The 21,738-nt window shown below is 44.7% G+C and carries 22 protein-coding genes, 1 pseudogene and 1 CRISPR repeat array; of the genes and pseudogenes, 13 read left to right on the top strand and 10 right to left on the bottom strand.

The features are described from left to right. Positions 1 to 4: 4 nt before the first annotated feature. The 8 genes from lysS to MN199_RS02810 all read left to right on the top strand — a co-directional run bounded on the left by lysS (position 5) and on the right by MN199_RS02810 (position 8,225). Positions 5 to 1,525, top strand: coding sequence for a lysine--tRNA ligase (gene lysS / locus MN199_RS02775; RefSeq protein WP_132582107.1), 1,521 nt, complete (start codon positions 5 to 7; stop codon positions 1,523 to 1,525). A 260-nt stretch (positions 1,526 to 1,785) separates the two neighbouring features. Further along, positions 1,786 to 2,097, top strand: a complete 312-nt coding sequence (locus tag MN199_RS02780; protein WP_132582109.1) for a DUF883 domain-containing protein — start codon at positions 1,786 to 1,788, stop codon at positions 2,095 to 2,097. Positions 2,098 to 2,106: 9 nt separating this feature from the next. Further along, the gene (locus tag MN199_RS02785; protein WP_132582111.1) at positions 2,107 to 2,586 is read left to right on the top strand and encodes a hypothetical protein; all 480 of its coding nucleotides are present in this window, start codon (positions 2,107 to 2,109) and stop codon (positions 2,584 to 2,586) included. Continuing rightward, a complete protein-coding gene (locus tag MN199_RS02790; protein ID WP_132582113.1) occupies positions 2,576 to 2,824 on the top strand; it encodes a hypothetical protein in 249 nt (82 codons plus the stop codon). The genes MN199_RS02785 and MN199_RS02790 overlap by 11 nt, the downstream gene beginning before the upstream one ends. Positions 2,825 to 2,996: 172 nt before the next feature. Further along, a complete protein-coding gene (locus MN199_RS02795; protein ID WP_335738335.1) occupies positions 2,997 to 3,533 on the top strand; it encodes a DUF924 family protein in 537 nt (178 codons plus the stop codon). Between the two features lie 139 nt (positions 3,534 to 3,672). Continuing rightward, positions 3,673 to 6,414, top strand: coding sequence for a M14 family metallopeptidase (locus MN199_RS02800; RefSeq protein WP_335738336.1), 2,742 nt, complete (start codon positions 3,673 to 3,675; stop codon positions 6,412 to 6,414). Between the two features lie 203 nt (positions 6,415 to 6,617). Further along, a complete protein-coding gene (locus tag MN199_RS02805) occupies positions 6,618 to 6,917 on the top strand; it encodes a DUF6172 family protein (RefSeq protein WP_335738337.1) in 300 nt (99 codons plus the stop codon). A 45-nt stretch (positions 6,918 to 6,962) separates the two neighbouring features. Further along, a complete protein-coding gene (locus MN199_RS02810; RefSeq protein ID WP_335738338.1) occupies positions 6,963 to 8,225 on the top strand; it encodes a DEAD/DEAH box helicase in 1,263 nt (420 codons plus the stop codon). A gap of 47 nt (positions 8,226 to 8,272) precedes the next feature. On the opposite strand, the gene MN199_RS02815 is transcribed toward MN199_RS02810, so the two are convergent. Then, a complete protein-coding gene (locus MN199_RS02815; protein ID WP_335738339.1) occupies positions 8,273 to 9,190 on the bottom strand; it encodes a cation diffusion facilitator family transporter in 918 nt (305 codons plus the stop codon). Between the two features lie 160 nt (positions 9,191 to 9,350). Between MN199_RS02815 and MN199_RS02820 the strand changes: the two genes are divergently transcribed. Together MN199_RS02820 and MN199_RS02825 are read left to right on the top strand one after the other, a co-directional pair. Then, the gene (locus MN199_RS02820; RefSeq protein WP_335738340.1) at positions 9,351 to 9,698 is read left to right on the top strand and encodes a PadR family transcriptional regulator; all 348 of its coding nucleotides are present in this window, start codon (positions 9,351 to 9,353) and stop codon (positions 9,696 to 9,698) included. After that, the gene (locus MN199_RS02825; protein ID WP_132582125.1) at positions 9,698 to 10,654 is read left to right on the top strand and encodes an HAAS signaling domain-containing protein; all 957 of its coding nucleotides are present in this window, start codon (positions 9,698 to 9,700) and stop codon (positions 10,652 to 10,654) included. Before MN199_RS02820 ends, MN199_RS02825 begins: the two co-directional genes overlap by 1 nt. Here MN199_RS02825 and MN199_RS02830 read toward each other — a convergent pair. After that, complete coding sequence (locus MN199_RS02830; protein ID WP_335738341.1) at positions 10,572 to 11,054, bottom strand: hypothetical protein; 483 nt, start codon at positions 11,052 to 11,054, stop codon at positions 10,572 to 10,574. The genes MN199_RS02825 and MN199_RS02830 overlap by 83 nt on opposite strands. 5 nt (positions 11,055 to 11,059) lie before the next feature. Further along, positions 11,060 to 11,278: a hypothetical protein gene (locus MN199_RS02835; protein ID WP_335738342.1), complete on the bottom strand. Its 219-nt coding sequence runs from the start codon at positions 11,276 to 11,278 to the stop codon at positions 11,060 to 11,062. A gap of 203 nt (positions 11,279 to 11,481) precedes the next feature. Here MN199_RS02835 and cas1f point away from each other — a divergent pair. Further along, positions 11,482 to 11,937: pseudogene (gene cas1f, locus MN199_RS02840) on the top strand (type I-F CRISPR-associated endonuclease Cas1f); the annotation flags it as partial. Between the two features lie 14 nt (positions 11,938 to 11,951). Further along, positions 11,952 to 12,220: a CRISPR direct-repeat array (repeat unit 29 nt; unit sequence GGTTCACTGCCGCACAGGCAGCTTAGAAA). A gap of 215 nt (positions 12,221 to 12,435) precedes the next feature. Beyond that, on the top strand, positions 12,436 to 12,690 hold the full coding sequence (locus tag MN199_RS02845; protein ID WP_335738343.1) for a hypothetical protein: 255 nt from the start codon (positions 12,436 to 12,438) through the stop codon (positions 12,688 to 12,690). On the opposite strand, the gene MN199_RS02850 is transcribed toward MN199_RS02845, so the two are convergent. Together MN199_RS02850 and MN199_RS02855 are read right to left on the bottom strand one after the other, a co-directional pair. After that, positions 12,668 to 13,702: a DUF5924 family protein gene (locus MN199_RS02850; protein ID WP_335738344.1), complete on the bottom strand. Its 1,035-nt coding sequence runs from the start codon at positions 13,700 to 13,702 to the stop codon at positions 12,668 to 12,670. The genes MN199_RS02845 and MN199_RS02850 overlap by 23 nt on opposite strands. A 134-nt stretch (positions 13,703 to 13,836) precedes the next feature. Continuing rightward, the gene (locus MN199_RS02855) at positions 13,837 to 15,747 is read right to left on the bottom strand and encodes a propionyl-CoA synthetase (protein WP_335738345.1); all 1,911 of its coding nucleotides are present in this window, start codon (positions 15,745 to 15,747) and stop codon (positions 13,837 to 13,839) included. A 184-nt stretch (positions 15,748 to 15,931) separates the two neighbouring features. On the opposite strand from MN199_RS02855, the gene arfB reads away from it, so the two are divergent. Then, entirely contained in the window at positions 15,932 to 16,351 is a 420-nt protein-coding gene (gene arfB, locus MN199_RS02860; protein WP_132582143.1) for an alternative ribosome rescue aminoacyl-tRNA hydrolase ArfB, read from the top strand. A 9-nt stretch (positions 16,352 to 16,360) separates the two neighbouring features. Here the strand turns inward: arfB and dbpA are convergent, their stop codons facing one another. From dbpA to MN199_RS02885, 5 genes are all read right to left on the bottom strand, one after another. Then, on the bottom strand, positions 16,361 to 17,743 hold the full coding sequence (gene dbpA / locus MN199_RS02865) for an ATP-dependent RNA helicase DbpA (protein ID WP_335738346.1): 1,383 nt from the start codon (positions 17,741 to 17,743) through the stop codon (positions 16,361 to 16,363). A gap of 158 nt (positions 17,744 to 17,901) precedes the next feature. Beyond that, positions 17,902 to 19,221, bottom strand: a complete 1,320-nt coding sequence (locus MN199_RS02870) for an amidohydrolase (protein ID WP_132582147.1) — start codon at positions 19,219 to 19,221, stop codon at positions 17,902 to 17,904. 94 nt (positions 19,222 to 19,315) lie between these two features. Then, entirely contained in the window at positions 19,316 to 19,645 is a 330-nt protein-coding gene (locus MN199_RS02875; RefSeq protein ID WP_243695557.1) for a bactofilin family protein, read from the bottom strand. A gap of 8 nt (positions 19,646 to 19,653) precedes the next feature. Further along, positions 19,654 to 20,604: a M23 family metallopeptidase gene (locus MN199_RS02880; protein WP_335738347.1), complete on the bottom strand. Its 951-nt coding sequence runs from the start codon at positions 20,602 to 20,604 to the stop codon at positions 19,654 to 19,656. A 101-nt stretch (positions 20,605 to 20,705) separates the two neighbouring features. Continuing rightward, positions 20,706 to 21,719: a DUF2804 domain-containing protein gene (locus tag MN199_RS02885; RefSeq protein ID WP_335738348.1), complete on the bottom strand. Its 1,014-nt coding sequence runs from the start codon at positions 21,717 to 21,719 to the stop codon at positions 20,706 to 20,708. Positions 21,720 to 21,738 lie beyond the last annotated feature (19 nt).

Raw genomic sequence — 21,738 nt, forward strand, 5'->3', positions numbered from 1 at the left:
CACTATGTCTGACCAACCACAACAGCAAGAAGAAATACAGGACGTAAACAAACTGATTGCTGAGCGAAAACATAAGCTGGCTGCGCTGCGTGCTGATGGCTTTATGTTCCCGAATGATTTTCGCCGTGACAGCATATCAAGTGATCTTATTGCCAAATATGATCACTTAAGTAAAGAAGAATTAGAGCAAGAAAAAGTAACGGTTAGCCTAGGCGGTCGTATTCTTACTCGCCGTATTATGGGTAAAGCCAGCTTTACAACTATCTCCGATATGGGCGGCAAAATTCAGTTATATGTAGCACGCGACAGCCTGCCTGAAGGTGTATATAACGACCAGTTTAAAAAGTGGGATTTAGGCGACATTATTGGTGCAACTGGACATTTATTTAAAACTCAAACTGGCGAGCTAACAGTATGGTTAAGTGACATTCGCCTGCTAACCAAAGCGCTGCGGCCACTACCCGATAAGTTTCATGGCTTAACCGATAACGAAGCGCGTTACCGCCAGCGTTACCTCGATTTAATTTCGAATGAGCAATCACGTAATACCTTTTTAGTGCGTAGCAAAACCGTAGCCTATATTCGCCGTTTCTTTACTGACGAAGGCTTTTTAGAAGTAGAAACGCCAATGCTGCAAGCTATTCCTGGTGGTGCTTCGGCACGCCCATTTGAAACCCACCACAACGCGCTAGATATGCAGATGTTTTTGCGTATTGCTCCTGAGCTGTATTTAAAGCGTTTAGTGGTTGGCGGCTTTGAAAAGGTGTTTGAGCTTAACCGCAATTTCCGTAACGAAGGCGTATCTACTCGACATAATCCAGAATTTACCATGTTAGAGTTTTACTGGGCCTATGCCGATTACAACGACTTAATGGACCTAACTGAAAAGTTATTCCGTGGTTTAGCGCTGCACGTTTTAGGTAGTACTGAAGTGCCGTATCAAGGCGAAGTGTTCGACTTTGGTAAGCCTTTTGCACGCATGTCGGTAACCGAATCTATTTTGCACTACAACCCAACAGTTACAGCAGAACAACTTGCTACTCGCGAGTCGGTAGCTGAGCTGGCAAAAAGTTTAGGCATTGAAGTTAAAGCTAACTATGGCCATGGTCGTATTTTAATGGAAGTATTTGATGAATTGGTAGAAACCAAGTTACGTCATCCTACTTTTATTACCGAATACCCAGCTGAAGTATCACCGCTGGCGCGGCGTAACGACCATAACCCAGCTATTACCGACCGCTTTGAATTCTTTATTGGTGGTCGAGAGCTAGGTAACGGTTTTAGCGAATTAAACGACGCTGAAGATCAAGCTGAACGTTTTCGCGAGCAGGTGGCACAAAAAGATGCCGGCGACGATGAAGCGATGTTTTATGATGAAGACTTCGTTACCGCATTAGAGCACGGTTTACCGCCAACAGCTGGCCAAGGTATAGGTATTGACCGCTTGGTTATGTTGCTTGCTGACGCGGCATCAATTCGTGACGTTATTCTGTTTCCGCATATGCGTTTACAGCACGAAAAATAACTATTTCTACCAAAGCTAGAGCTATAATTAAAGCCAGACTGTACAGTCTGGCTTTTTTGCTTTCTTACTCGGTAAAGCTTACTTTAAGTAAGTAATTTCTACCGCTAATAGTCAGCCGCCGTTAATATCTAAAATGTTATTTTTATAGTTAAGCTACTGTTTTGGCAATGTTTTAAATTAATGGTATAGCCATTGCAGTAGTTAAGATGTATTTCACAGCATAGTGCTGAATTTTTTAGCCTTAATCAAGGAGACATCTTATGGCTACTTCACAACCTACATTAGCGCAAAGTAATAGTTCATTAAATGCACCCGTAACTGAACGTGCCAGCCAAGCTGCACATCATGCGGTAGATAACGTAGCAACAAAAGCCTCAGCGGCTGAAGACACGCTACGTAAAACTGCCGCTGAATCAGCCGAGGCTATTGCGCAAAAGCAAGAGGCGATTAAGCAACAACTGCAAAGTTCATACAGCAAAACGCGTGAACTTGCAGCACAAAACCCATTAGCTACTGCCGGTATTGCCTTTGCCGCGGGTGTGCTATTTACTGCTTTACTACGTCGTCGCTAGGCCAAGCTTATGCAAAGCCGACATTCTGCAGAGGCGCCAGAGCAGGCGCCTGCTGCTGATAACCAAGCTGCTCAGCCAAAAAACATGGCTGAGCAAGCCTTTGAACAACTTACTGAACTGGCCGCCATTAGCTGGTCAGTTACGGCTAATTATACCGAGCAAGTAAAGCTTACCGGCCAAACAGCCAATGCCGAATGGCAGCTATCTAGCCGTAGTTTAGTTATTGCTGCCGCACTTATTGTATTCTTTGGTGCCGGTCTTATTCTGCTTTGGGGCAGTATTCTATTACTACTGGGTTATCTGCTATTTCAAGCCACTATGTCATTGGCAATAACTGCGGTGGCACTATTCGTCCTGCAATTTGGCGCATTACTTTGGTGTTGGCGCAGCCTTGCATATGTCTTAAAACAGGTTGGTTTTAAGCAAACTTGGCGGCATATTCGCAGAATGTTGCGGGTTAAAGACAAGGATCCAGGCCATGCTGATTGATAAACTACTAGTACGACGGCGCATTAAGGTAGCGCGGCTGGCAGAAAAAAGCCGCAAGCAGCAACAGTGCATTCAGCTAGAAAGCCAGTTACTAAAACAACGCGCTAGCGAATTTATTGGTACACCACCAGGGTTAATGCTCAGCTTTAGCGCTGGCTGCTTATTTCAACTACGCCATAACAGCGCCGTTAAAACCATGCGCCGTTTGGTTGGGGTTCAATGGTTACGCTGGTTTTAATACGCTAGCACCGCCACCGCAATACAACTCTGAATTACACTCCAACTTTTCGTAAAAATTATAACATTAACAACTATTTGTATAATTAGCACACAGCTGTTTTGTGCTGTGCTATCAATTAACCAGCGTTTATTGATCATGTTTTATATTAGAGAAATTCTAAGGGTGAGCAATGCAACAAGACATTATTGAGTTTTGGTTTACAAAACCAAATAATTCGAAGTGGTTTCGCAAAAGCAAAACCTTTGATCGGGAAATTAGCGTTAAGTTTTCGCCGGTTCATGCTCAGGCGGTACAGTGCGAGTTAGCTAGCTGGCGCTCAAGTGCGTTAGGTAGCCTAGCTGAAATTATCGTTTTAGATCAGTTTTCTAGAAATATGTTTAGAGGTACGGCTGAAGCATTTCGTTATGATGCCTTAGCCTTGGCGTTGGCACAAAACGCGATTGCCAAGGGTTTAGATACAGAATTAACTACCGAGCAAAAAGCCTTTATGTATATGCCTTTTATGCATAGCGAGTCGTTGTATATTCACCAACACGCCGTTGAGTTATTTGCGCAGCTGGGTAAAAAAAGTAGTTTAAATATTGAATTAAGACATCAAGCAATAATTATGCAGTTTGGCCGCTATCCACATAGAAATGCTATTTTAGGCCGTACTTCAACTGCCGAAGAAATTGAGTTTTTAGCCACGCCCGGCTCGAGTTTTTAAATCACTAGGGCAATTTTCATAAATTTTAACGTATTAATATCGGCTGTTGTTGTTTGCCGTCAAAAGTAGCTTTGGGTTGATAAACAACTCACTTAACGATAGGTTAGTGCTCTCATTACGCTACGGAATTAATCTGATCATGGCATTTAAATATAAGCCTATAGTATGTTCATTTGTTGTTAGTGCTTTGTTTGCTTTTTCACCCTCTTTATTCGCAACGGCAGTCGTTACTGATAAAAATATCAATGCTGATAATACCGCCACTATGTGGCCAGGTAGCCAATATAATGCGGCTATTCCCACGTTTAAAAGCGTGTTAGGCTACGACGTAGGTGAGCGTATTACTAGCCATAGCGATATGCTTCGCTACTTTGACGCCTTGCAACAGGCTGAGCCACAGCGAATAAAAGTGGTTGAATATGGCCGCACATGGGAAGGTCGAAAGCTTATTTATGCTGCTATAGGTAATGCGAAGCATATTGCCGATCTTGATGGTTTTGCCAAAAATATGCAGCAGTTATCGGACCCACGTAAAACCAACAAAAATACAGCTAAAGAACTCATTGGCCAATTACCCTCTTCAGTATGGTTAGAATATAGCGTACACGGTAATGAAATTAGCAGTACCGATGCGGCTATGATGATGGCTTATCATTTACTTGCTGCGCCTAATGAGGCAACTAACCAAAAGATTTTAAACAACACCATCGTTTTTATTGACCCGTTACAAAACCCCGACGGCCGTTCACGCTTTATTAGCCGCTATTACGCCACAGTTGGTTTGCAGCATAGTGGTGATAGGTTAAGTGCCGAGCATAACGAGCCTTGGCCCAATGGCCGGTCTAATCATTACCTGTTTGATATGAATCGAGATTGGTTAGCAATAACTCAGCCAGAAACGGCGGGTAGAATTAAAGCCATGAACCATTACCGGCCGTTAGTCGTGATCGACTTGCATGAAATGGGTGGCGATCAAAGTTACTATTTTTCGCCATCGGCCCAGCCGTTTAACCCGCATATGACCAAAACTCAAATTAACAATATGAATACCATTGGTAAAAACAACGGTAAGCACTTCGATCGCTTTGGCTTTGACTTTTTTACCCGTGAAGTTTTTGATGCGTTTTACCCTGGCTACGGCGATAGCTGGCCAACCTTTTACGGGGCATCGGCGTCTACTTATGAAGTGTCATCTTCTCGTGGTGAGCTGTTTAAAAAGCACAGTGGCGAAAATTTAACGTATTTAAATACGGTGCAACGCCATTTTGTTGCCTCGGTGTCGACCGCTGAAGCCGTAGCCGATAATCATGAACAATTATTAAACGATTATTACCAATACCAAGTAACTGCCATTGAAGCTGGTAAAAACAACAAAAATGGCCGGGTTTTTATTATTCCCAATGAGCGAAACAAAGCCGGATCGCACCGCCTTGCTACCTTGATGGCGCAGCATGATGTTGATGTATTTAAGGCCACAGAAGCGTTCTCAAGTTGTGGCAAGCAATATCAAGCGGGGGCTTACTTTATTGATACAGCTCAGCCTAAAGGCCGGTTTGTTACTACAACCTTTAGCAAGCAGGTTGATATGGACAGCCAGTTTATTAAAGAACAAGAACGTCGGCGTAGTCGTAAATTACATGACGAAATTTATGACATAACCGGTTGGTCATTACCGTTAATGTTTGACGTTGACGTAGAGCAATGCGCTAAGCCCGTAACCGTTGCCAGTGAAGTGGTGAATAGCGATGACAAACTGCTCGGCAATGTTAGCAATATCGACGCTACGGTCGGGTTTATTGTGCCTTGGGGTGATATGGCGGCAGGCCGGTTTTTAACCGCTGCGTTGTTGCAAAATATAGTGATTAAAAGTGCCGATAAAGCTTTTGTTTTAGATGACAAGCAACAATTTGCAGCAGGCTCGTTAATTATCGAAAAACGCAGCAATGATGCCGACTTGGCAGCCAAAATTGCAAAAATAGCCGAACAAACCGGTGCGCAAGTGGTGGGTGTAAACACCAGCTGGGTTACCGAAGGCCCCAGTTTTGGTAGTGACAATACCGTTAATATGATTGCACCGAACATTGCTATGGCGTGGGATGAACCCACCAGTTCGCTTAGCGCCGGTAACTCGCGCTTTGTTATCGAGCGCCAATTTAACTATCCGGTTACGGCGATACGCACAGCTATGCTCAAATCGGCTGATCTTGCTAATTATCAGGTGCTTATTTTACCTTCTGGTGACTACAAAGCGGTACTGGGTGAACGTGGCGCCGCCAATATTAAGCAATGGGTAGAGCGCGGTGGTGTGTTAATTACCTTAGGCGATGCCACTAAATTTGCCGCTGAACCTGAAGTGGGTTTGCTAGATGTTAAAAGAGAACGCGCGTTTAAAGATAAAGCCACAACTGACACGCAAGCCGCGAAGCACGCAGACGATGAGGCTATGGTTGATGGTCAATTAATAACCTCAAAAGATAGCTTGATTAAAGCCAGCGAAAACCTGCAAGAAAGCCCAGATTTTGTCGCCGGTGTACTGGCTAATATCGAAGTTGATCAAGAGCATTGGCTTACCGCTGGCGTACATAAAAACTTGGTAGCTATAGCTTATGGCAATGATATTTATACACCAATAAAGCTGGCGTCAGGTAAAAACGTAGCATGGTTTGCTGGTGCCGATAATGTTTTAGCCAGCGGTTATCTGTGGCAAGAAAACAAACAGCAGCTCGCGTATAAACCTTATTTAATTCATCAGCCTATGGTCAAGGGTATGGTAATTGGCTTTACCCAAGAGCCAACGGCAAGAGCTTATCTGGATGGTTTAAACGTAATGTTATTGAATACTATTTTTAGAGCATCAGCTCATGCTTCGCCATTAAGGTAAAATGATGAATTATCGCTTTGGTTGTCTACCACGGTGCTAAATGTATAATAAAAAACGCTAACGCGCATGCGTTAGCGTTTTTTGCTTAGTTTTTGACAGAAAATAGCAGATATTGGCGGTTATATTCTACTCATCCATGTAGAATGCGTTTTTAAAAGCTGGTTCAGCTTTTTACTCATTAGTGCAGATCTGTAGGAATTTCGATGAAAAAAACATTCGCCTTAACTCACCCTAAGCTGAACCCAGCTCGGTTGGTGGATTCAATTAAATATGATATTAAAAAATACCTAAACCGTGAGCGTCGCAAGGCCTTGCCTGATGGTATGGATTACTGGACGTTTGATTGTCGCTTTGGTGCGTCGGTAGATGTTGCTGAAAAAATATTTACTGCTGAAATTAATAAACATATTGATACCGCCGTTGCGCAAGAACTACCAGAATTCTATATTGAAATTCTTGCCAAAGCCTGTAAACACAAGCCGAACACCACAACTGCTGATTAATTTTTACCCCATTCTTGACTGTAGCAATTCTACAGAGGATCTCTTATGCAATTTTCATCTTTAGATTTGGCTCCAGATTTACAACGCGCCGTTGTTGAATGTGGCTACAGTACTATGACACCAGTGCAAGAGCAGGCTATTGTGCCTGCGCGTCGCGGTAAAGATTTACAAGTAACTGCGCAAACGGGTACGGGTAAAACAGCGGCTTTTGCTATTCCTATATTACAGCGCATGCTGGACAAACCTAAAGCCACCGCTGAAAAACGGCCGCGTGCGTTAATTTTAACGCCAACCCGTGAATTAGCTGAGCAGTTAGCCAATACTATTGCTGCCTATGCCCAGTTTGTGCCTATTAGCGTTACGGCATTATATGGTGGCGTTAAAATGGGTGGGCAGGCGAATAAATTAAAAGCCGGTGTTGATATTGTTATTAGTACACCAGGGCGTTTAATTGAACATATGACCTTGGGCAACGTAATATTAACTGACGTTGAGTTTGTCGTGCTAGATGAAGCCGACCGTATGTTAGATATGGGCTTTAGTACTGATGTGCTGAAATTGATGCAAATGACCGCGATCACACGGCAAACCTTGCTGTTTTCGGCAACAACCTCACCGGCGGTGAATGAGTTATCGCATAAAATTTTAAATAATCATCAGCAAATACGTGTAACTAAAATAAACAGTACAGCTGATACCGTAAACCATGTGGTATATCCGGTAGAAGAAAACCGTAAAATTGAATTGTTTGAGCAACTATTAGCTGAAAACAACTGGTTTCAGGTGTTGGTGTTTACGAGCACTAAAGAGCAAGCAGACCGCTTATTAGCTGGCTTACAAAAAAGTAAAATTAACGCTGATGTTTGCCATGGTGATAAAAGCCAAGGCGCAAGACGCCGCGCTATCGCTGATTTTAAATCGGCTAAACTGCAGGTTTTAATAGCCACCGAAGTTGCTGCCCGTGGTTTAGATATTCAAGGCCTTGATTACGTCGTTAACTTTAACTTGCCTTATTTACCAGAAGATTACGTGCATCGTATCGGCCGCACCGGTCGTGCAGGCGCGAAAGGCGACGCTATTTCATTTGTTAGCCGTGAAGAAGAGCAAACCTTAGAGCGCATTCAAAAGCTGATTGGCGCTGATATCAAACGCATTGTTAAACCAGGTTTTGAAGTAAGCAACCGTGGCTCATTGTTAAAAAGTATTTCACGTAAGGTGTTATCCGGCCGCTCAAACAAAGCCAGCGAAACCACCATTAATCTAGATGCTGCTAATAAACCTAAAGCTAAACCTCGCGTTAAAAAGTAAGCCTATACCTTCATTCCACAAAACAGTGCCACCTAAACTAATTGTTACTAGGTGGCACTGGCTTTATCTCGACACGCTTCGTCAGCAAACTCTAATTCTATCGTGGTATGGGCAAAATTGAACTCGGCAAGCTGTTGTTGCAGTTGCTGTTTTAGGTTTTTTATCGCTACTAATGTTATTTCAGTTTTCAGCACTAAATGCACCGTCATTACACTATGCTCACCGTCTAGTGACCAAATATGAAAGTGGTGCAGTTCCGCCACTTCGCCTTTAGACAGTAATAGGGCACGTACCTGTTTCATCAACTTTTTATCTGGCGTGCCTTGTAAAAATAGCAGTAGGGTTTCTTTAAGGTTACGGCCAACGTTAAACAAAATAAACAAGGTAAAAGCAATTGATAAGATAGGGTCTAAAATTGGCCACGGTTTAAACATCAAAACAATAGACACAATTAGTACTGCTACCCAGCCGAGTACGTCTTCCAGTAAATGCCAATTAAGCACGCGCTCGTTTAGTGATTTACCGCCGCTAAGCTTGTAAGCCGCAAAACCATTTACCGCAATACCAAATATCGACAACAACAGCATGCCCTCAGCTTGTGGCATAACCGGGCTAAATAGTCTGGGGATGGACTCTAATAAAATCCAGATTGAGCCAATAGTTAGCACTATGCCGTTAATTAACGCGCCCAGTAATGAAAAACGTTTATAGCCATAAGAGAAAATCGCATTCGATTTTTTATCACTAAGCTTATTCAGCCCCCAAGCGGTACCAATAGACAAGCTATCGCCTAAGTCATGTACGGCATCGGCCATAATCGCCGTGCTATTGGTTAACCAACCGCCAATAAATTCAATAATAGTAAAACTAAGATTGAGAAAAAACGCCCAGCCAATTCTGTTGGATGCAGTATCAGCACGAGAGTGATGATGATGGTGGCTATGGCCGTGATTATGCTGGTGCATTTATTCAGTTCAACTTACTTCATACGACAATCACTATAACCTAACCGATAAAAAGCAATAAAAACAGTGTTGCTTTTTTACTGTGTGCCGCTTAGTATAATGCTATGTGTTGCATAGTATGCGGCATACAGTGTTCGCTGGGTAGTAATAGGAATGAAAAATGACTACTGCACAACTTGATAAAATGCGCTTAGAACTACGCCGTGGTGTGCTAGTGCTGGCGGTATTGGCCTCGCTAAAGCAGCCGCATTATGGCTACTCACTGCGAAAGCAACTGCAAGACGGCGGCGTTGATATAGATGAAGGCACCTTGTATCCACTGATCCGCCGTTTGGCCGATCAAGAATTACTTAGCAGCGAGTGGCGACAAGGTGAAGGCCGCGAGCGCCGTTATTATCAGTTATCTGAGCTAGGTAGCCAGCTGTTAGCGCAACTTACGGATGAATGGCAAAACCTTAATAACGCAATAGGTAAATTGTTATTAGCTAACAGTGGGGAGATAGAATAATGGATTTAGTTAAACGTTATGTGGCTGCCGTACAGCGCGAACTGCCAGACAATAAGCGTGAAGAAATTGGCCGCGAATTAGAAGCCAATATTATGGATCAGCTAGATGCACAAGCGGAGCAAAACGGGCCATTAACCGATAATGCTATTGCTTCGGTGTTAAAAGCTATGGGCCATCCGCGCCAAGTTGCACAGCAGTTTGCGCCTATCGCACCGTTAATTGCTAGCGAACATATGCAAATTTACCGTTATACGCTGTTTATGGTGCTGGGTATTTTGTTGGTGTTGCAAGTATTTAATAGCACGGCCAACTGGCTAGAGCACGACTTTGGTTTGCTGCTATTTGTAAAAAGCATACTAAGCGGCTTTATTGAAGATGCGAGCTTTGCTTTTACCACTATAACGCTAGGTTTTATCGTGATATCCAGAGCTAAACCACAGTATTTACAACAAGCTAAAGAATGGCAGGTAGAGCAATTACCTTCGTTGCAGGCCAGCAAACAGCATATTTCACTGCAAGATATTGTTACCGATTTAATAACAGATACTTTTTTACTGGCGGTTATTAGCTATTTGCTACTGTTGTCACCAGAAGACTTGGCCGGTAAAACGGTATGGCTAACAGCACACACACAACAGGTGTTGCTATTGGGCTTACCGCTATTAGTTGTGGGTGTATTGCTTAGTTTATGGCAGCTAAGTGCTAGGCAATGGAACAAGGGCATGCAACTGCTGAATATTGTGCTGAATATCGGCTTTGTAGTAATAATGCTGTATTTAGCTTTCAACGGCCCACTATTACAAATTGACCAGCAGAATTGGCCACAGATCTATGGCTGGGAAAGATTACAGCACGCTGCTACATGGGCATTACTTATTGGCGCTTGTTGGCCAGCTTACGAAGTAATACGCGACGTAATACGATTACGCCGGCTAAGCCTAAGCAAAATAGGCTAAACACAGTAATAGGTGCCCAAGCACCTTGGGTTAACTCATATGCCGCCGTTAATAGTAAGCCAAACAGCAATACCCAAATAACACTGCCATTGCGCAGCGCTATTAGTTGCTGCTTTAACTCGGGGCTATTGGCATGCTTTATGGGCAGGTGCATACCGCCGACAATTGCTACTACCCCTGCTAATGCGCCAAACATTGCGCCACCCAATAGCAAAAATATTTTAGTTACACCACCTGCTTGGCTAGTTGCAACGGCATCAACATCTTTAACAATAGCCAATGCAATACTGCAAACGCTACGCTGACAACGACCAATTAAACGCTCAAACGCACGCATATCACCTTGCTGAGCAGCCGCCACATCGGGAATAAGTTGTTGCTCTATTATTGAGATGCTCATGTGCCTTAATCCTCTAATGCCGTTGCACTGCGTACGGTTAAGCAATTGCGCTGTTCGAGCAAAATAAAATGCCGTTTCGGCAGCTTAAACTCAACAGTTGATTTGGTTACCGCTTCAACATTCAAACTTTGCGCCGCGTTAGTTTTAAAATTAGCCGCTAACGTACCTGCGACAACACTTAAACTGATAGCAAAGTACTGCCAAAAAGTGATGCGTTTTTTCATCATAATTCCTTAGTAATAAACAAGTGACATTACTAAGTACCGCCAACCGCATTAGCTGTGACAAAAAAATTAAAAGTATTTTTATGTACCGATTAAGTGGTAATTATCACTATGTGTATTGTTAGCATACAGGTGTTTTTGTACAGTGTTGTTAAAACAGGGAAAGACGCTAGAGTGTTAGTGTTATTTAAAAGGATATGTTCATGGATGATTTTTCACCATCAGACTTAAAAAGTATTTTGCACTCCAAGCGGGCCAATATGTATTACTTAGAATATTGCCGAGTAATGCAAAAAGATGGTCGCGTTTTGTATTTAAGTGAAGGACTCACTAATAAAAAGACCGGAGAAAACCAATATTTTAATATTCCCATAGCCAATACCACAGTGCTATTACTGGGTAATGGCACGTCAATTACTCAAGCGGCGATGCGGATGTTAGCTCAAGCTGGGGTATTAGTTGGTTTTAGTGGCGGCGGTGGCACACCTTTGTATATGGCCTGTGAAGTCGAGTGGTTTACACCGCAAAGTGAATATAGGCCCACTGAGTACTTACATGGCTGGATGCAGTTCTGGTTTGATGACAGCAAGCGCTTAAACGCCGCCAAAGTGTTTCAGCAAGCGCGTATTCACTATATTGAAAAAGTATGGCAAAGGGATCAGCAGAAAAACAGGGTTCACTGCCGCACAGGCAGCTTAGAAATGCCCATACAGCGGTAAAAATTCCTCCAATATGTTCACTGCCGCACAGGCAGCTTAGAAATTTGGTTTGAATTGCCGCGTAATAGCATTATTGTTCACTGCCGCACAGGCAGCTTAGAAAAATCCCATTTGAGATAGTGTAGTTTCTATCTGGTTCACTGCCGCACAGGCAGCTTAGAAAACACAATAAGCCATTGCAATTTGTCTGCAAGGGTTCACTGCCGCACAGGCAGCTTAGAAATGATTGGGGCAATACCCTCGAGGGTCAGATCCATACCCTCGAGGGTCAGATCCAAGTGTTAATGCTTGATCTGGCACTCTTAATTGCAAACCCGTCGAATTCGACGGGGCTAGTAAGTAGGGACAATTTTAAATAGTTTTCTTTAACACTGGCGCCGAGGATAGAATAAGCCGAGCAAGTCTACTTGCTACAAATAATTAAACGGAGAGCCAATAATGCGTTTGACCTTAATAGCGCTAATAGCCATGTTGGCTTATCCGGCTTTAGCTGCGCCGCAATATAGCCAATCTGAGTGTCAAAAGCTTAATGCTAAGCGCTTGGAGGTGCAAAAGCAGTTGCGGCAGCCTTATACGGCTGAGCAGGGTAAGCAGTTGCAGGAGCAGCAACGCGAGTTGCTAAAGCTGTTACAACTGCATTGCAAGCTGCCAATAAAAGACCCGCCGCCGGTTATTGCGGCGGTGGTGTTATAGCCGGGGTTACGGTAAAGCGGGTAAGGCCAATAAGCTGCTCTGATTCGGTAACGACTTTTACTTGCCACTTGCCTTCGGCGTTAGCCGGAAATTTTTGTTTGTGGGTCCACGCGCGGTAGCCTTGCTCTCTGCCTCCGGTAATATCTAATACTATGCGATCGACTTCTTTACCGTTTTGTAGCCACACATGGTAAATTTTTTCGTTTAACCCGCGCGGGGCTTTTACCGCAGTAAAGCTAAACAAACCTTGCTGATGCAGCGCTGCGGCGTCAAGCCGATGAATGCTTGGGCCGGGTTTACGTTGCGCATAATCTATTTCGTGAGACAAGGTAATAGCCGTTAAGCGCAGCGCGGCGGGTGGTACAAAGCTGCGTAACTGCCATAAGCCGGCACTAAGTACAGCTAATAACAGTATTACTAGCGGAAAGCGCCACCAGTGACCGGTGGGCATTAAGGTGCTTAAACTGGGTAAGCTAAGCACACCAGCAATAGCCAGTGCGGCGCCTAGGCTTTGGCTAGTGGTAAGTTGAAACAAGGTGGGCAAAATAACCAACAACACCACAAATAAGGCAAACGCATGAAATACGACAAATAGTGTACGCCGTGGTGCCAGTTTTTTGTAATACAGCGGGTCTATTAACGAGATTAAAGCGCAAAGCATAATTAATGCGGTAAATGCGGCTTGGCCGTGGTTCCAGCTGGTAACAGCAAGAAAAAACGGTAGCGCAAAAAACAAACTTTCTTGGTGTACCATTTGTAAGGTAAAGCGCACTAACGTTGGCGGTATGGCAACACCAAAGCGTTGTTCAATGCGTTTACGCAGCCAGTTGTCAGATAACAGCCATAGCCAGCTTAGCAGCAGAAATACGGCAATAAATTGTGCTAATGACTCTTTGCGTTCAACCAGAATATAGCTGGCGATACCGGAGGTAAATGCCAGTACCGCCATTAAACCGGGATAGCGCTGTAGCTGCTCAACTAATTGCAATAACAGTCTTTTTAACGATTTCATCCCGATAAGGTTCCATAAGCGTTGAGCAGGGCGGTAACACAGCATACAGCTATTAGCTTAACCAGCCCTGTTTACGGTGTATATTATCGGTGTTTTTTTAGGTTAACTGCAATAAATTAGCGTTTAAACACTGACTAAAGCGCATTAACTAAACCACGGCTTGCCATTAGTTGCTCAATTTCTGGCAAACTGGCTGGGTCGTCTATGGTTGATGGCACAACGTACTCGCTGCCATCGGCTATTTGCCGTAATAGTTTGCGTAAAATTTTACCCGAGCGAGTTTTTGGTAAACGTTTAACAATTATCGCTTTTTTAAAGCAGGCCAGCGCGCCTATTTCTTGGCGTACCATAGCGACCAACTCAGCTTCTAAAATAGTTTCGTCTACCGTTATGCCATTTTTTATCAGCACTAGAGCTAAAGGTTGCTGGCCTTTAATTGGTTCGTTAATGCCAATAACACAACATTCAGCAATGGCAGGGTGGTTAGCGACAATTTGCTCCATTTCTCCGGTTGATAAACGATGGCCGGCAACGTTAATAACGTCGTCAGTGCGGCCCATAACAAACAAATAACCATCGTCGTCAAGGTAACCGCCATCGCCGCTAGCGTAATAGCCAGGAAAGGTATCTAAATATCCGGCAATGAAACGCTCGTCGTTACGCCAAATAGTAGTTAGGCAGCCCGGTGGCAACGGTAATTGTAAGGCAATATAGCCTTGTTCATTTGGGCGCACGGCTATGCCACTGTCATTAAGAATATGTATGTTAAACCCAGGTACGGGTACGGTTGACGAACCCGGTTTGGTGGGTAGCAAGGTTAAACCGGCTAGGTTCGCCGCTACTGGCCAGCCAGTTTCAGTTTGCCACCAGTGGTCTATTACCGGCTTGCCTAGTTTGTCGCTAACCCATTGATAGGTTGCTGGGTCTAGCCGTTCGCCAGCCATAAAAATACTGCGTAGTGCGCTTAAATCATAGCGTTGTAAAGCTGCCTCGGGGTCTTCTTTTCTAATGGCACGAAAGGCAGTGGGGGCGGCGAATAAAATATTCACTTTATACTCGGCACATACTCGCCAGAAGGCGCCTGCGTCGGGGGTGAAAACTGGCTTACCTTCGTATAATACGGTGGTGCAACCGGCAATAAGCGGGCCGTATACAATGTAAGAGTGGCCGACAACCCAGCCGACATCAGATGCTGCCCAAAATACGTCACCAGGGCGCGCATCGTACACCGCTTGCATGCTGTAATTAAGCGCGACGGCATGACCACCGTTATCGCGCACTACGCCTTTAGGTTTGCCAGTAGTACCTGAGGTATATAGCACGTACAGCGGGTCGGTAGCCTTTACCGGCACGCAACCGTTGCTTTGCGCTTTGCTCATAGCCTGTTGCCAATCAATATCACGGCCAGCTTGCATCTGGGCGTGTAGCTGTGGCCGTTGAAAAATAATGCAGCGCTCGGGCTTATGTTCGGCTTTAGCGATGGCGTCATCAAGTAACGGTTTGTAGGCAATCAGTTTACTAATTTCAACACCACATGAGGCACTCACTACCACTTTGGGTTGGGCGTCATCAATACGCATTGCCAATTCGTGCGCTGAAAAGCCACCAAATACCACTGAGTGAATAGCGCCTAAGCGCGCCACTGCCAGCATAGCAATAGCGGCCTGTGGGATCATCGGCATATAAATAACAACGCTATCGCCTGGGTTTACGTCTAAGGCTTTAAGGACACCCGCAAAACGTGCCACTTCATCGCGCAGTTCGTTATAACTGAAACGTTGCTTAGTATTGGTAACCGGAGAGTCATAAATTAATGCCGTTTGGTCGCCTCGGCCTTGCTCAATATGATGATCGAGTGCTAGGTAGGCGGTATTAAGCACGCCATCGGCAAACCATTGATAATGCGCGCCATCTAATTGCTGTAGTATGTTGCGAGGTGTTTTATACCAGCTAAGTTTTTCTGCCTGCTGTTGCCAAAACTCGACAGGTGATTGCACAGAATGCTGATATTCAAGCTGATAACGGTTTGCAGAAGTAGTAGCCATAATGGTGTCCTCACGGCGTCGATAGAAGGTCAACGACAATAGCTCTACTGTAGCTAATTTTTTGCTGAAGCGAACTTAGACTTAAGCCGCATAGACTTTAGCCGTGCCATAACAGGCGATAAACTTGTATGACACTCTTGGTTATGGTCTGATCGGGTTATCGTCGTGGCAACAAGGAAATGATATGGCAATTGAGATTTCAACTAGCGTTCAGTTAGCGGACAACGAGCTGGAATGGCAGTTTATTCGTGCTAGTGGCGCGGGCGGCCAGCATGTAAATAAAGTATCGACGGCAGCGCAGCTTATTTTTGATATTAATGCTTCTAGTTTGCCGCAGTTTTATAAAGATAAGCTGTTGGCCAAGTCAGACCATCGTATTACCCAAAGCGGCAAAGTAATTATTAAATGCCAACAAAGCCGTAGCCAAGAAATGAACCGTGAAATGGCACTGGCACAGTTTATCGAGTTGGTGCAATCGGTAGCGCGGGTAGCAAAAAAACGTATTGCCACTAAAGCAACGTATGGCAGCCAGCAGCGGCGGTTAGAGCATAAAAAGCAGCGCGGTGCCACTAAAGCACTGCGCCAAGGTAAACCCGATACTTAGATAGTAAGCTTAGCTAAGTGCGCGAGCGCGAATAGATTTACCTTTAATTTTACCCTGTTGGATAAGCTGTAGTGCTAGGCGTAGCGCACTGCGTTTTACCGCAACAAAGCTCCAAATGTCATGCAGTTGAATTTTACCTAAATCGTCATTGCTTAGCTGCTTGCTGGCGGTTAACGCACCAACAATATCACCAGCGCGAATTTTATGTTTTTTCCCGCCATCTAATTGCAAAGTCGCCATTAATGGCTTGGCCGGTAATTGCTGCCCAGTAACTTCGGGTAGCTCTGCCGGCTCAATTTTCATGCCTAAGCCATCTTCTAGGCTAACTAATTTTCCCGCGTCGCTGGCAGTAAATAAGCTTAGCGCCATACCACTTTGCCCTGCGCGTCCGGTACGACCAATGCGGTGGGTGTGAGTGTCGGCGTCGTGCGCTAGCTGGTAATTAAATATCGCGTCTACGCTGCTAATATCCAAACCACGGGCAGCAACATCGGTGGCAACCAACACACAAGCGCTGCCATTGGCAAACTGAACTAGGGTTTGGTCTCGGTCTTTTTGTTCCATATCACCATGTAGTGCTAGCACGCTAAAACCGTATTGTTTTAGGTCGTCGGCTACGTCTTGCGTTTCGCGTTTAGTATTACAAAACACAATGCTACTTTGGCCTTGATAATGCAGTAGCAAAGTGCGTAGTGCGTCAAAACGCTCATCGTTGCCGCTAACTTGAAAAAACTTTTGCTCAATACTGGTGGTGTTGTGCTGCTCAGTTACGGTAATGCGCACTGGCGATTTCAGTAAGCGTTCGCTCAGTTTAGCAATCGCATTTGGGTAGGTTGCACTAAATAACAGTGTTTGCCGATCGGCTGGTGCTTTGGCAATAACGTTATCTAAATCGGCTTGAAAACCCATGTCTAACATGCGGTCTGCTTCGTCTAGCACGAGAGTGGTTAAGTCATCTAAATTTAATCGACCTGCATCTAAGTGATCAATAACTCGGCCTGGGGTGCCAACAATAATGTGCGCGCCATGTTCTAGCGAGCCTATTTGTGGGCCTAGAGGCACACCACCACAAAGGGTGAGTATTTTAATATTATGAATACTACGGGCGAGTTTACGCAGCTCGGCGGCAACTTGGTCGGCCAGCTCGCGAGTTGGGCATAATACTAGCGTTTGCACGCGAAAATATTTGACGTCTAACTTGGCTAATAAGCCTAAACCAAAGGCTGCGGTTTTACCTGAGCCTGTTTTAGCTTGGGCGATAACATCTTGCCCAGCCAAAATTGCCGGTAAGGCTTGAGCTTGAATATCGGTCATGCTGGTATAGCCTAAGTCAGTTAAATTACTGACCAATGCTGCTGGTAGGGCTAAGCTAGAAAAAGAGGTGTTGCTCATGCTGGTACTCCGCAAAAAAACAAACTGCGGGCCTTGGCCTGCAAAAGGGGCGGCATTGTATCAGAATGTTGGGCCTTTGCGTCAGCTAGTTGTTGAAAATTTCGGCAAGGTAACTAAGGCTACCTTGCCGTCTATCTGCCAATGAATTAACGTCTAGTTTAGCGCTTTGGCATTAAATCTAATAAAGCGATAACTGTGGCCTCTACGCCGGTGGTTATGGCTGGTTTAGGGCTAATTTTAAATAATGGGCTATGATGGCTTGGTACTGCTGGGCCACCGGCTTTCTCTGCTGCAAAGGCTTCAGGTGGTGTGCCACCTACGGCAAAGTAAGTGCTAGGAATGTAAGGTTTAGTAGTGAAAAATGGAAAGTCTTCTGCGCCCATGCCTAAGCGCTGATAGCTATTATCAAATATTTTGTCGCCCATATTGGCGGCCCACGCTTTTTTAAGCCGCTGCGTTAGCGGAATATTATTTACTGTTGGTGGTGTTGGCTCGTCAGAAATAGTCACTTCAGGCAGTTGGTCTTCAGGTAAACCTGCGGCTCGGCCTAGGTTTTCTGCTACGCGCTTAATAGCGGCCATTAAGTATTCGCGGGTTTCCCAGTTATCGTTACGCACAGTAAGTTGTAGTAGCGCTTGGTCAGAAATGATATTATTTTTGGTGCCGCTATGAAAGCTACCTACGGTAATTAGCGCTGCTTCTCTGGGCGCAATTTCACGGCTTACAATGGTTTGCAGCGCCATAACAATTTGTGCACCTAGCACGATAGGATCTTTACCGCGATGCGGGCTGGCGCCGTGTGCGCCCACGCCGTGAATAAGAATATCAACACTGTCGACACCTGAATAAGGCGAGCCTTCTTCGGCGACAATTTTGCCAGTTTCAATGTCAGACGACACGTGAAACGCTAAGGCATAATCGGGTTGACCGAAACGACCCCAAATATTGTCGTCCATCATGCCTTTAGCACCACCTACGCGCTCTTCGGCGGGTTGGCCAACTAGCATTAACGTGCCAGACCACTGATCTTTCATTGCGGCCATACGCCGAGCTGTACCTACCAAGCTAGTAATATGCACGTCATGGCCGCAAGCGTGCATTACGCCTACCTCATTACCGTCCCAGTCTTTTTGTACCACTTTAGACGCGTAAGCTAGCCCCGACTTTTCTGCCAACGGCAGACCATCCATATCCGCACGCATCATTACTAGTGGGCCAGCACCGTTTTTCATTATGGCGACGACACCGGTTTTACCCACACCTTCGGTAACGTCAAAGCCTGCTGCGCGTAGCTCTTTAGCTAAACGCTTAGCAGTTTGGGTTTCCATATGCGAAAGTTCAGGGTGTTGATGAAAATGAGTGAATAGGGCACCAAGGTGCTGTTTGTAGTCTTGTTGAATTTGTTCGGGTAGCGAGTTTGCCGCCATGAGCGAAAAACTGCTAAAACACACTAAACTGGCAAGAAGCGTTTTTTTCATTGTTATACTGCCTTAGGTTTAAATAGTGCATTTAACCTAAAGCAGGTAGAAACAAAACGCCAGTGTTTGCGACCAATCACACGTTGGTTGCGGTTTAATTTTTAGCCGTTTTATTTTCCAGTGACGGTTTAGCTTGGTCCTCGTTTTCTGCTTTAGGCAGGCTAATAACCTGATCCGAAGACGTGGCCAAGGTTTTACCTAAGAAGCTACCACCGCGCTCGATGCTTAAATCATCACAGTGCACAACACCATGGGCTTTACCTTGCGGTAAAATTTCTACTGCGTTGGCGTAGCATTCGCCATCAAATATGCCATTAATAATAATTTTATCAGCAGTAACTTCGCCTTTTACGCGGCCTGAAGCGCTGATAATGAGTGATCGATCACAGACCACTTTGCCTTCAATATAACCGTCAACCTGCACATCACCGCTTAATCGGATATTGCCGTTAACTGTACATCCTTGTGCGATGACAGTTGTAACTGCGTGCTTACCTTGGTTTCCAGCATGCTTACTAAAGAATCCCATTTAATGCTCCTTTCCTTCTCAAACACCAGATCAAAATTTGCTGAGTCCCAATCCATAAAACTTTGTGGGTTCAGCGTTCGATCAAGGAAATGTACTTCGTAATGAAGATGTGGTGCGGTAGATAACCCAGTACTACCCGAGGTAGCAATTAGCTCGCCTCGATGCACAAAGTCACCGCTTTTTACTTTGAAACTATCAAGATGGGCGTAAAGCGTAGAAAAACCAAACGCATGGCGCATTTTAAGTAGATTGCCATAACCTTCTTTACTGCTACGCACAACCTCAATTACGCCATCGGCAGGCGCGTAAACCGGCGTGCCACGGCTGGCAGATAAATCGACACCTTTGTGGTGCTTTTGTGTACCTAAAATTGGATGTTGACGCAAGCCAAAACGGGATGAGCGTCGGTTAAACTCTAACGGAGAGCCATTAGGCACTACTTGCAACATAGCTTGGCGAGCTGCTGAGTTAATACTAGCGGTATCCAGCCGGCCTTCTAAATTCTGTGGGTATTGTTGTTCTAAACCCAGTGCCAGCTCAATTTCACCGACCCGATTTATTACTTGTAGCATTTCGTCTTTTTTCAGTGTCAGCTCTTGTTGCAGCTGTAACTTATTGTTTTGTAAGGTGTCTATTTCACTGCGCAAGGTATTAGCTTGCGATGCAAGTTGAACGCGTTGCGCTTTACTTTTATCTACGGTGCGCACTAAGTAATCAATAACTGCAGCGGTGATAATAAGACTGAACAGCAGAAGCCACATTGCGATAATCGCGTTGCGCTTAAATAATTTGCTGACATTAAAATGGCGAGTACCATTGATTGTCGACACAGAAATGATAATACGATCTTTCATTTAGGTAGCTTTCGCTCAATGGTTGATAAATACATAGGAAGGGGAAAATAAGTGTCTTTATAGGCTTTGTCAAGAACTTACTGGCTATTGCTAATAGAAGGTTACCAGCGAGCAAAATGGTCTTCAGCTAAACCAGGCGTTTGATCTAAATAAAGTTTCTCACCGTTTTCTAACTGTATTTCACCGCAAAACACACCACAATATTGACGAAAATTACTGGCTAATAAACCAAAATTTAGTCGTTCTTGCCTACAGTGTTGCGGTGTAAATTGTAAATTTACCTGTTGATCTGAACTGCTAAATTGCCAGGTTTGCTGCGGTAACTGGCGATTAAAATTGATATTTATTGGTGCTAATAGCTGCTTTTTACCATTAAGCCATAAACAGTTTTCTGTAGTGCCTGTTTCGTTAACGCCATTAGCTAAATTTAAACCAAAACAGCCTTGTGGCAGTTGTGCGCTAATGCTACCCCAACGCCAACTGGTTTCACGACGCATATAGCCAGCAGAAAAGTCATAACCGGCTAAGGCGCTGCTTAAATCCAGAGCTTGGCCACGATACTTAAGCTCACCTTGTAACCTAAGCGCATTGTGTTTTTGCGTATAGGTCCAGCCGTTGTATCCAGTGGGGGTGCATAAGGCTAGCGGCTGAGGTGCTACGCCGCCTTGCAGCTGCAGCTCGCCGGTTAATAGCTCACCCTTGAGTGACAGCTGCCAGTTGTAGCCGGTTGGGGTAATACGTATTTGCTGCTTACCGCGCACGCTTGCTGTGCCAGATACGGGTGAGGCGCTCATGACTACACCCAAACTGAGCGGTTTAAGTAGGCTAACTTCATCTAAGGTTTTGCTGTTGCGATCGTAAAAATAACAAAAAGCAGTAGTTGCATAACGAATGTCAGCGATAGCGATACCAATTTGCCAGTTAGCATGACTAATACTAATAAATTGAAACTGTTTAAAATGCAGATATTTCGCCAGGGCCGATGCCGGTTTGTCCATTAGATTAAAATAGGCAAAGCTGTCGATATTAAGCTGGGTTATAGGTGTAGCAAAATGACCAAACCGTGGTTGGCCATAGCAATTGAACAGAGGATTTTCGGTTAGTTGGTTTGGCATAATAAGCTATCAAGCTGGC

The sequence above is a fragment of the Rheinheimera metallidurans genome, assembly GCF_036983985.1.
GTDB lineage: Bacteria > Pseudomonadota > Gammaproteobacteria > Enterobacterales > Alteromonadaceae > Alishewanella > Alishewanella metallidurans.

Bases quoted from the DNA above. Each gene is read 5' to 3' on its own strand.
- MN199_RS02795 (WP_335738335.1), top strand. From the start codon at position 2,997: ATGCAACAAGACATTATTGAGTTTTGGTTTACAAAACCAAATAATTCG.
- MN199_RS02780 (WP_132582109.1), top strand. From the start codon at position 1,786: ATGGCTACTTCACAACCTACATTAGCGCAAAGTAATAGTTCATTAAAT.
- MN199_RS02800 (WP_335738336.1), top strand. From the start codon at position 3,673: ATGGCATTTAAATATAAGCCTATAGTATGTTCATTTGTTGTTAGTGCT.
- MN199_RS02850 (WP_335738344.1), bottom strand. From the start codon at position 13,702: ATGAAATCGTTAAAAAGACTGTTATTGCAATTAGTTGAGCAGCTACAG.
- MN199_RS02830 (WP_335738341.1), bottom strand. From the start codon at position 11,054: ATGAGCATCTCAATAATAGAGCAACAACTTATTCCCGATGTGGCGGCT.
- MN199_RS02855 (WP_335738345.1), bottom strand. From the start codon at position 15,747: ATGGCTACTACTTCTGCAAACCGTTATCAGCTTGAATATCAGCATTCT.
- MN199_RS02835 (WP_335738342.1), bottom strand. From the start codon at position 11,278: ATGAAAAAACGCATCACTTTTTGGCAGTACTTTGCTATCAGTTTAAGT.
- MN199_RS02785 (WP_132582111.1), top strand. From the start codon at position 2,107: ATGCAAAGCCGACATTCTGCAGAGGCGCCAGAGCAGGCGCCTGCTGCT.
- MN199_RS02820 (WP_335738340.1), top strand. From the start codon at position 9,351: ATGACTACTGCACAACTTGATAAAATGCGCTTAGAACTACGCCGTGGT.
- MN199_RS02870 (WP_132582147.1), bottom strand. From the start codon at position 19,221: ATGAAAAAAACGCTTCTTGCCAGTTTAGTGTGTTTTAGCAGTTTTTCG.
- MN199_RS02815 (WP_335738339.1), bottom strand. From the start codon at position 9,190: ATGCACCAGCATAATCACGGCCATAGCCACCATCATCATCACTCTCGT.
- arfB (WP_132582143.1), top strand. From the start codon at position 15,932: ATGGCAATTGAGATTTCAACTAGCGTTCAGTTAGCGGACAACGAGCTG.
- MN199_RS02880 (WP_335738347.1), bottom strand. From the start codon at position 20,604: ATGAAAGATCGTATTATCATTTCTGTGTCGACAATCAATGGTACTCGC.
- MN199_RS02885 (WP_335738348.1), bottom strand. From the start codon at position 21,719: ATGCCAAACCAACTAACCGAAAATCCTCTGTTCAATTGCTATGGCCAA.
- MN199_RS02805 (WP_335738337.1), top strand. From the start codon at position 6,618: ATGAAAAAAACATTCGCCTTAACTCACCCTAAGCTGAACCCAGCTCGG.
- dbpA (WP_335738346.1), bottom strand. From the start codon at position 17,743: ATGAGCAACACCTCTTTTTCTAGCTTAGCCCTACCAGCAGCATTGGTC.
- lysS (WP_132582107.1), top strand. From the start codon at position 5: ATGTCTGACCAACCACAACAGCAAGAAGAAATACAGGACGTAAACAAA.
- MN199_RS02825 (WP_132582125.1), top strand. From the start codon at position 9,698: ATGGATTTAGTTAAACGTTATGTGGCTGCCGTACAGCGCGAACTGCCA.
- MN199_RS02810 (WP_335738338.1), top strand. From the start codon at position 6,963: ATGCAATTTTCATCTTTAGATTTGGCTCCAGATTTACAACGCGCCGTT.
- MN199_RS02845 (WP_335738343.1), top strand. From the start codon at position 12,436: ATGCGTTTGACCTTAATAGCGCTAATAGCCATGTTGGCTTATCCGGCT.
- MN199_RS02790 (WP_132582113.1), top strand. From the start codon at position 2,576: ATGCTGATTGATAAACTACTAGTACGACGGCGCATTAAGGTAGCGCGG.